The organism is Monashia sp. HAY1-2A, assembly GCF_056755315.1.
This window is the reverse complement of sequence record NZ_JBNDHY010000179.1, coordinates 1-8,376: the sequence shown is the minus strand read 5'-3', so window position 1 is coordinate 8,376 and position 8,376 is coordinate 1. Positions and strand designations below refer to the sequence as shown.

General features: G+C 73.7%; 10 protein-coding genes, 2 tRNA genes and 1 pseudogene. 4 read left to right on the top strand and 9 right to left on the bottom strand.

Annotation, left to right across the window (positions count from 1 at the left end; translation table 11 throughout):
* Positions 1–753 (top strand): annotated as a pseudogene (locus tag ACPYOM_RS19325) (hypothetical protein); the annotation flags it as partial.
* 76 nt (positions 754–829) lie between these two features.
* Here the strand turns inward: ACPYOM_RS19325 and ACPYOM_RS19320 are convergent.
* From ACPYOM_RS19320 to ACPYOM_RS19290, 7 genes are all read right to left on the bottom strand, one after another.
* Positions 830–1,903, bottom strand: a complete 1,074-nt coding sequence (locus ACPYOM_RS19320) for a UDP-N-acetylmuramate dehydrogenase (RefSeq protein WP_481341432.1) — start codon at positions 1,901–1,903, stop codon at positions 830–832.
* Positions 1,904–1,908: 5 nt separating this feature from the next.
* Positions 1,909–2,352 carry a MaoC/PaaZ C-terminal domain-containing protein gene (locus ACPYOM_RS19315; RefSeq protein WP_481347197.1) on the bottom strand — a complete coding sequence of 148 codons (444 nt, stop codon included), beginning with the start codon at positions 2,350–2,352 and terminating at the stop codon, positions 1,909–1,911.
* A complete protein-coding gene (locus ACPYOM_RS19310) occupies positions 2,352–2,798 on the bottom strand; it encodes an FAS1-like dehydratase domain-containing protein (protein WP_481341430.1) in 447 nt (148 codons plus the stop codon). Before ACPYOM_RS19310 ends, ACPYOM_RS19315 begins: the two co-directional genes overlap by 1 nt.
* 93 nt (positions 2,799–2,891) lie before the next feature.
* Positions 2,892–3,062, bottom strand: coding sequence for a 50S ribosomal protein L33 (gene rpmG / locus ACPYOM_RS19305; protein ID WP_076262121.1), 171 nt, complete (start codon positions 3,060–3,062; stop codon positions 2,892–2,894).
* 163 nt (positions 3,063–3,225) lie between these two features.
* Positions 3,226–3,302, bottom strand: a tRNA-Met gene (locus ACPYOM_RS19300).
* Between the two features lie 56 nt (positions 3,303–3,358).
* A tRNA-Thr gene (locus tag ACPYOM_RS19295) sits at positions 3,359–3,431 on the bottom strand.
* Between the two features lie 137 nt (positions 3,432–3,568).
* The gene (locus ACPYOM_RS19290) at positions 3,569–4,459 is read right to left on the bottom strand and encodes a hypothetical protein (RefSeq protein ID WP_481347196.1); all 891 of its coding nucleotides are present in this window, start codon (positions 4,457–4,459) and stop codon (positions 3,569–3,571) included.
* 59 nt (positions 4,460–4,518) lie between these two features.
* Between ACPYOM_RS19290 and ACPYOM_RS19285 the strand changes: the two genes are divergently transcribed.
* From ACPYOM_RS19285 to ACPYOM_RS19275, 3 genes are all read left to right on the top strand, one after another.
* Entirely contained in the window at positions 4,519–5,340 is an 822-nt protein-coding gene (locus tag ACPYOM_RS19285; RefSeq protein ID WP_481347195.1) for an MBL fold metallo-hydrolase, read from the top strand.
* A 141-nt stretch (positions 5,341–5,481) separates the two neighbouring features.
* A complete protein-coding gene (locus ACPYOM_RS19280) occupies positions 5,482–5,715 on the top strand; it encodes a BatC protein (protein WP_481341427.1) in 234 nt (77 codons plus the stop codon).
* Between the two features lie 28 nt (positions 5,716–5,743).
* Entirely contained in the window at positions 5,744–6,988 is a 1,245-nt protein-coding gene (locus tag ACPYOM_RS19275) for a cupin domain-containing protein (RefSeq protein ID WP_481347194.1), read from the top strand.
* A 20-nt stretch (positions 6,989–7,008) separates the two neighbouring features.
* Here the strand turns inward: ACPYOM_RS19275 and ACPYOM_RS19270 are convergent, their stop codons facing one another.
* Together ACPYOM_RS19270 and ACPYOM_RS19265 are read right to left on the bottom strand one after the other, a co-directional pair.
* Complete coding sequence (locus ACPYOM_RS19270) at positions 7,009–7,773, bottom strand: helical backbone metal receptor (protein ID WP_481347193.1); 765 nt, start codon at positions 7,771–7,773, stop codon at positions 7,009–7,011.
* 19 nt (positions 7,774–7,792) lie between these two features.
* On the bottom strand, positions 7,793–8,376 hold a 584-nt coding region (locus tag ACPYOM_RS19265), incomplete at its 5' end, for a methylmalonyl-CoA mutase family protein (RefSeq protein WP_481347192.1).

The window sequence follows — 8,376 nt, the reverse complement described above, 5'->3', positions numbered from 1 at the left end:
CCCCCCCCCCCCCCCCCCCCCCCCCCCCCCCCCCCCCCTCCACAACAAAAAAACCCCCCCCCAGATTACTACGCGTCTCGTGGGCTCGGAGATGTGTATAAGAGACAGACCGCCCCGCGTGCCCGGCTGCGACGCCTCGCCGTCGTCGGTCTGGCCGCTCCCCTCCTCGCCCTCGCCGCGTGCAGCGGCGAGGCCCCCGTAACGTCCGAGCCCACCCAGGGCGCACCCGCCGGCACGTCGGCCCCGAGCACGTCCACGACGACGCCCGAGGCGACGACCTCGACGACGAGCGCAGCGCCGACGACCCCTCCGGCCTTCTCCACCAAGGACCTCAAGGCCGTCATCAAGGACCCCGACCTCGGCCACACCATCACCGCGCTCAAGATCTCGCGCAACCTGCCGTTCCCGGCCAACCAGCCGGTCGGGGCCGAGGCCTTCGAGATCGTCGGGGTCAAGGTGCAGCTCGACGCGGGCTCGCGGTACTCCGCGACGCTCAGCCCGACGATGATCTCGCTCGTGGCCACGAGCCCCCCTCAGACCGTGGCCGCGACGGCCGAGTTCGGCAAGGCCTACCACGCGATCCCCCTGGGCGCCGCGAAGCGCGGCCAGACCGAGCGCGGCTGGCTGTTCTTCAAGGTCGACCGCGGCACGTCGACGTCGCTGCGGCTCCAGTACAACCGTCCGCCGTACAAGGTCAGCACGACCGACAAGACCATCAAGGCGCGGATGTTCTGGGTGCAGCTGACCCGCTGACGCGGTGCTGGGCTCGTCCGCGGCCCCGGACTCCTCCGGGAGCCGGGGCCGCCCGCGTCCCCGGGTGGCGCGCGGTCTAGAGACGCTCACCCACGAGCACCGGCTCGTTGACGAGCGTCACGCCGAAGGCCTCGTGGACGCCGTCGCGCACCCGTCGCGCGAGCGCGAGCACGTCGGCGGTCCTCGCCCCGCCGCGGTTGGTCACCGCGAGCGTGTGCTTCGTGGACAACGACGCCGGTCCGGGGAGCCCGTAGCCCTTGCCGAACCCGGCCTGGTCGATGAGCCAGGCGGCGCTGGTCTTGACGCGCCCGTCGGGCTCGGGGAACCGCGGCGGCGTCGGGCCCTCGTAGCCGAGCCGTTCACCGACGCGCTCGACGAGGTCGTCGAACTCGCGCCGGCTCAGGACCGGGTTGGTGAAGAACGAGCCGCACGACCACGTGTCGGGGTCGTCGCCGTCGAGGACCATGCCGCGGCGGCGGCGTTGCTCCAGGACCGCGGCACGGGCGTCGGCGAGCGGCACGCGGGTGCCCAGCTCGACGCCGAGGCCCTCGGCGAGCGCCGCGTAGGCGACGGGCCGCGAGAGGTCGGCCACCTCGAGCTGGAAGACGACGTCGAGGACGACGTAGCGGCTCGTGCCCTTGAAGAGGGAGTGCCGGTAGGTGAAGGCGCAGTCGGCGTTGGCGAAGGTGCGCACGACCTGGTCACGCCGGTCCCACGCGCGCACCTGGTAGACGGTCTGCGACACGTCCTGGCCGTAGGCGCCGACGTTCTGGACCGGGGTCGCGCCCGTGAGCCCGGGGATCCCGCTCAGCGCCTCGACGCCCGCCCAGCCCTCACCGACGAACCGGTCGACGACGCCGTCCCAGTCCTCACCAGCGGCCACGCGCACGACGGCCCCGCCGCACCAGTCGGCCGACTCCGGAGCGATGCCGGAGGTCGCGACGCGCACGACGGTGCCGGCGAAGCCGTCGTCGGCCACGACGAGGTTGGAGCCGCCCGACAGCAGCAGCAGCGGCTCGTCGGCGTCGTCGACCTCGCGGACGGCGTCGACGAGCTCGTCGGTGGTCGTCACGGTGACGAGACGCGCGGCAGGGCCGCCGACCCGCATCGTCGTCAGCCCGGCGAGCGGGACGCCGTGTTGCTCGCGCACGAGGCTCAGTCGAGGCGGGCGACGGCGAGCGCGCGGCCGAGCACCTTCTCGCCGCCGCACGTCGCGGTCAGCTCGACGGTGACGCGGCCCGTCTCGGCGTCGACGGCCTTGACGACGCCCGAGACGTCGATGTCGGCACCGGTGTCGTAGGGCACGACGACGGGCTTGGTGAACCGGACGCCGTACTCGACGACGCGGCCGGCGTCGCCGACCCAGTCGGTGACGATGGTGACCGCCGAGCCCATGGTGAACATCCCGTGAGCGATGACGTCGGGCAGCCCGACCTCCTTGGCGAACCGCTCGTCCCAGTGGATCCGGTTGCGGTCGAGGGACGCGCCGGCGTACTGCACGAGGCGAGGGCGGTCGACGTGCACCGTGCGCGGCGGCAGGGCGTCGCCGACCGACACGGAGGCCAGGGCGCGCACGCCGGTGGTGGTGTCGCTGCTCATCACTCGCCTCCTCGGATGACGATGGTGGACGTGGCCGTGCACACGGCCTCGCCGTCCTCGGTGGCCAGCTCGGTGCGCGTCGTGACCATGGCGTGGCCACCGGCCTCGCGGACGGTGTCGACGTGCAGGGTGCCGACGACGGCGTCGCCGGCGGTCAGCGGCCGGTGGTGGGTGAAGCGCTGCTCGCCGTGGACGACCCGGGAGAAGTCGATGCCGGCCTCCGGGTCGCGGATCAGCTGGGCGTCGCACTGCTGGGCGATGAGGACCGCGAAGGTCGGCGGCGCGATGACGTCGGCGTAGCCGCGGGCCCGCGCGACGTCGACGTCGACGTGGACCGGGTCGGTGGATCCGACGGCCTCGGCGAACTCGCGGATCTTGGCCGCACTGACGCGGTAGGTGTCGGTGGGCGGGTACACCCGGCCCTGGAAGTCTTCGTTCACCGGCATGCGGGCAGCCTATCGACCGGTGGACGACGACCGCTCCCCCGGCCGGGTGGCCGAGGGAGCGGTCGTGTGGTGACGCGTGAAGAGCAGTCCGCGTCAGCGGGTCTCGCGGTGCTCCGTGTGCTTGCCGCACTTCGGGCAGAACTTGTTGAAGGAGAGACGGTCGGGGTTGTTCCGACGGTTCTTCTTCGTGATGTAGTTGCGGTCCTTGCAGTCCACACACGCCATCGTGATCTTCGGACGGACGTCGCTGCTCTTGCTGGCCACGGCAACCTGCTCTTTCGGGAACGTGCTGGGATGTATCGGGTCGTCCTGCGACGGGTGTCGCGCGCGTGCCCGGGGGTGACCCCACGCCTCGGCACGAGGACGCGACGTACAAGGTTACGTGACGGCCCGGCGAATCGAGAAATCCGTGGACCGTCGCGCTCCGTGGTAGCGGGAGCGGGGCTCGATCCCGCGACCTCACGATTATGAGTCGTGCGCTCTAACCAGCTGAGCTACCCCGCCATGGGCTGCCGGCACCGGACCCGCTCGCGCGGGCTGCCCGGGGACCGACCGACCAGAGCCCCAATAGGGAATCGAACCCTAGACCTTTTCCTTACCATGGAAACGCTCTGCCGACTGAGCTATTGGGGCACGGCCGAACGATCGGAACCCGCGGCGCGGGGCCCAGTTCGACCTGCTGTGCGTCGGTGAGACTACACGGTCCGAGGCGCGGATACGAAATCGGCGGGGCGGCCACGGGAGGGGTGCCCACCCGGCCCGTGGGAGGCTCAGCCGGCGGCGTCGTGGTCCTCGAGCGCCCGGCGGGCCGCGGCCTCGGCGGTCTCGCGGGCGTCCCGCTCGGCCGTCGCCTCGGCGAGCTCCGCGCCGACCTTGGCCAGCCGCTCGCGTGCCGTCGCGAGACGGCGCTCGAGGTCGGCGATGCCCTCGGTGACCTCCTCCTCACGGGCCGTCAGGACGGCGACGTGCCGGTCGGCGGAGCGCAGCGCCTCACGAGCCGACTCCAGCGCGGACGACAGACGCTCGCGTTCGGCGGTGCGCCGGGCCCGACGGCGCTCCTCGAGGTCGACGGCGTCACCGCCGCCGCCGTCGAGGACGGACAGGCTCGGGCGCCCGGCGGCTCCGGCGGCCCCGGCGGCGTCGGCCGACAGGTCGTCGAGGGCCACGGCGTCCGCGAGGTCGACGGAGCCGAAGCCCGAGTAGCTGAGCGCCTTGACGAGGGCCCCGGTGAGCACCGTGGCCTCGGCGTCCTCGTCGGCGATGAGTGCGGTGAGGGTGTCGCGCACCTCGGCCGCCACGCTCGCGCCCATCCGCTGGCCGGCCGCCGCGGCCTCCTGCTCGATGCGTTCGGCGACGGCGTCGACGCGCCGGGACCGCTCGCGGCCCAGCAGGCGCAGCTGGTCGGCGTCGAGGGTGCGCTGGGCCTCGCGGAGCAGCTCGGCGAACGAACGCAGCTCGTCGAGCTCGTCGCGGCACGTGCGGACGAAGTGGTTGACCGCCCATGCGGCGACCGTCGGTTTGCGCAGTGCGGTGACCGCTGCGGCGAGGTCCTTGTCACCGGCCTCCTTGGCCTGCGCCGCCAGCTCGGACCGGCGTGCCGTGAACCGCGCGGGGCTCTCGGCGTACAGCTCCTCGACGGCGGCGCGCAGGTGCAGGATCACCCGTGCATCCTCCCGCAAACCGGGTGGTGCGGCGCGGCAGCGACGGGCAGGCTGGGCCGGTGACCTGGATCTGTGCGACATGCGCCGTCGAGACCGACGACCTGCCCGAACCGCCCGAGACGTGCGCCATCTGCGAGGACGAGCGCCAGTGGGTGCCCTCCGACGGCCAGCGGTGGACGACCCTGGACCAGCTGTGCCGGGCCGGCACCCGCATCAGCGTCGCCGAGGTCGAGCCCGGCCTCTGGGGCCTGCGTGCCGAGCCGGAGGTGGGGATCGGGCAGCAGACCATGGTCGTGCGGGTCCCCGAGGGCGTGCTCCTGTTCGACTGCGTCGGCTACGTCGACGACGCGGCGCTGGAGCAGGTCCGCGCCATCGGCCCGGTGCTCGCGGTCGCCGCGAGCCACCCGCACATGTACGGCGTGCAGACCGAGTGGGCCAGGCGGCTCGGCGGCGTGCCGGTGCTCGTCAACGAGCGCGACGCCGAGTGGGTCCGACGCCGCGACCCGCTCCTCGAGCTGTGGGGCGAGACCCGCGACGTGGCCCCCGGGCTGACGCTGCACCGCGTCGGTGGGCACTTCCGCGGCCAGGCCGTCGTGGAGTGGTCCACGGGCAACGACGGCCGCGGCGTCCTGCTCGCCGGTGACGCCGTCTTCCCCAACCCGGACGGGCGGACGGTCAGCTTCATGCGCAGCTACCCGAACCGGATCCCCTTGTCCGGCGCCGTGGTCCAGCGCATCGCCGCTCAGCTCGAGGGCCTGCACTTCGACCGGCTGTACAACAACTTCGGCGCCGTCGTCGGCGCCCACGCCAAGGAGGTGCTGCGCGTCTCGGCCGACCGGCACGCGGCCTGGACGCGTGGGGACTTCGACCACCTGACCTGACACCTGACCTGACGCGCCGGGCCCGCGTTCGGCCGCGTTCGGCCGCGTTCGGCCGCGTTCGGCCGCGTGCGGTCGGGCCCTGGAACGGGTAGGTGGCTCGTGACGGCGTCGTCCGGCGCCGCACCAGTGGAGGAGGACGCCATGACCGACATGCCACTCTCGTCCGAGGACCCCACCACGGAGGGCCCCGCTGACGGTGGCGCCGACGTGACCAGCCAGGACGGCGGTGCCGACGGCGGCGCCGAGGGTCCCGCTGACGGCGGCGCCGACACCGGGACGCAGGACGGCGGTGCCGACGGCGGCGCCGAGGGTCCGGCCGACGGTGGCGCCGACACCGGGACGAGCGACGGCGGGGCCGACGGCAGCGCCGAGTGACCGCGTCACCGCAGGCGGCCGGGTCGCGATGACCCTCGACACCACCAGCCGGGTGCCCCTGCAGTCGCGCGGGCACTCGGCTCTCGCCTGCCTGGTCCCCCTCTCCCGGGCTGCGTTCGCCCGCGAGCACTGGGCCCGGCGACCCCTCGTGTCGCGCGCCGAGCAGCTTCCCGACGGGGCGGCGGACCTGCTCCGCCTCGGCGACGTCGACGAGCTGGTGTCCCGGCGTGGGCTGCGTACGCCGTTCGTCCGGGTCGCGCGCAAGGGCCGCACCCTCGGTGACCGCGAGTTCACCGCCGGAGGCGGCGTCGGGGCAGGCATCGCCGACCAGGTCAGCGACGACAGGCTGCTCGGCCTCTTCGCCTCGGGGGCCACCATCGTCCTGCAGGGCCTGCACCGCACGTGGGGGCCCGTCATCGACTTCTCCCAGCAGCTGGCCGACGACCTGGGGCACCCGGTACAGGCCAACGCCTACGTCACCCCCCGCCAGAGCCGCGGCTTCGACGACCACTACGACGTGCACGACGTGTTCGTCATCCAGACCTCGGGCGAGAAGCGGTGGCGGCTGCGCCCGCCCGTGCGACCCGCTCCCCTGCGCGACGACCCCTGGACCGACCACCGCGCCGACGTCGAGGAGGCGGCCCGGCACGAGCCGCTGCACGAGACCACCCTGCGGCCCGGCGACGTGCTCTACCTCCCGCGCGGGTGGATCCACTCGGCCACCGCCCTCGGTGGGGTGAGCGCGCACCTCACCCTGGGCATCCACGTGTGGACGCGACGGCACCTCGCCGACGAGCTGCTGACCCTCGCGCTCGAGCGGGCGAGCGACGCCGAGCGGGTCCGGGCCAGCCTCCCGCCGTCACCGGGCGGACCGGACGCGGCAGCCCTCACCGACGACGTCGAGGTGGCCCGCGAAGCGCTCGTCGACGCGCTCCGAGCCGTCCCGGCCGGGGAGGTCGTCACCGCCCTGCAGCGCCGCTCGTGCCAGGCCCAGCGCGCGGCACCGCTGGGGCCGCTCGCGCAGGTCGCGGCCGCCGAGTCGCTCCACGGCGGGTCGGCCCTGCGGCTGCGACCGCACCTCGGGGCCCGGCTGCACGCCGAGCCGGACGGTGGAGCGCGCCTGACCAGCCGGCTGCCTGACCTCAGCGTCGGCCGGCACGACGTGGGAACGCTCGTCGCACTCCTCGACGACGGCGTGCTGCGGGCCGACATGGTGGGGCTGGACCTGGCCCGCCGCCTGCTCCTGGCCGGTGTCGTCGTCCTCGACGACTGAACCGGTCTCGGCGTCCTGGCTCAGGAGGCGCGGGCCACCGCGTCGAGGAGGGGGCGGCGGGCGCCGACGAGGGACGGGCCGTACCACGTGAGCAACCGGCCGCTCACGAGTGCCGTGCGGGTGCGACGGAACGCCTCGGGGCCGTCCGCGTCCGTGAACACGTACGGCTCGTCCGGCAGCAGGACGACGTCCACGCCTTCGCGGTCGAGGTCCTCGAGGTCCACGTGCGGGTACCGGTCCTCGTGCTCGGACAGGACGTTGTGCCAGCCGAGCCGGGCCACGACGTCGCCGGTGAAGGTGTCGCGTCCGACGGCCATCCACGGGTCCCGCCAGACCGCCACCGCCACCTCGAGCGCCGGCTCGGGCACGGGACCGCACCACTCGTCCCGAGCCGCGCGCAGCCAGCCGGGTGCGGGGACGCCGAGACCTTCGGCGAACAGCCGCTCGAGCGAGTCGAGCGCGCCCGGGACCGTCTCGACGTCGGTGACCCACACCGTGAGCCCGGCCTCGCGCATCCGCTGGACGTCCAGCTGCCGGTTCTCCTCCTTGTTGGCCACGACGAGGTCGGGGCCCAGCGCCGAGACGGCACGCAGGTCGGGGTTCTTGGTCCCCCGGACCCGCTGCACCGCAAGGCCCGCCGGGTGCGTGCACCAGTCGGTGGCACCGACGAGCACGTGCGGGAGCGTCGCCGCGAGGGCCTCGGTGATCGAGGGGACGAGCGACACGATGCGGCGGGCGGGAGCCGCGAGCGGCACCGGCGCCCCGAGGTCGTCGACGAGCGTCACGGCTTGGCCTCCGCTGGGGTCAGACGTTGCGGCGGTACTGGCCGCCGACCTCGAAGAACGCCTCGGTCACCTGCTGCAGGGAGCACACCCGCGCCGCGCGCATCAGGACGTCGAAGACGTTGCCGCCCTCGATGGCGACGCGGCGCAGCTCGTCGAGGGCCACGCGCGCCTCCTCCTCGTGGTCGGCCCGGAACGCGCGGACCCGCGCGAGCTGGCCCTGCTTCTCCTCCTCGGTGCCGCGGGCGAGGACCACCTTGCGCGGCACCTCGCCCTCGTGCGGGTTGCGGAAGGTGTTGACGCCGATGATCGGCAGGCTGCCGTCGTGCTTGCGGTGCTCGTAGAGCATCGACTCGTCCTGGATGCGACCGCGCTGGTATCCGGTCTCCATCGCCCCGAGGACGCCACCGCGCTCGGTGATGCGGTCGAACTCCTTGAGCACCGCCTCCTCCACGAGGTCGGTCAGCTCGTCGATGACGTACGAGCCCTGGAGCGGGTTCTCGTTCATCGCCAGGCCCCACTCGCGGTTGATGATGAGCTGGATCGCGAGCGCCCGGCGGACCGACTCCTCCGACGGCGTCGTGACGGCCTCGTCGTAGGCGTTGG

Bases quoted from the DNA above. Each gene is read 5' to 3' on its own strand.
- ACPYOM_RS19310 (WP_481341430.1), bottom strand. From the start codon at position 2,798: ATGCCGGTGAACGAAGACTTCCAGGGCCGGGTGTACCCGCCCACCGAC.
- ACPYOM_RS19275 (WP_481347194.1), top strand. From the start codon at position 5,744: ATGACCCTCGACACCACCAGCCGGGTGCCCCTGCAGTCGCGCGGGCAC.
- ACPYOM_RS19315 (WP_481347197.1), bottom strand. From the start codon at position 2,352: ATGAGCAGCGACACCACCACCGGCGTGCGCGCCCTGGCCTCCGTGTCG.
- ACPYOM_RS19280 (WP_481341427.1), top strand. From the start codon at position 5,482: ATGACCGACATGCCACTCTCGTCCGAGGACCCCACCACGGAGGGCCCC.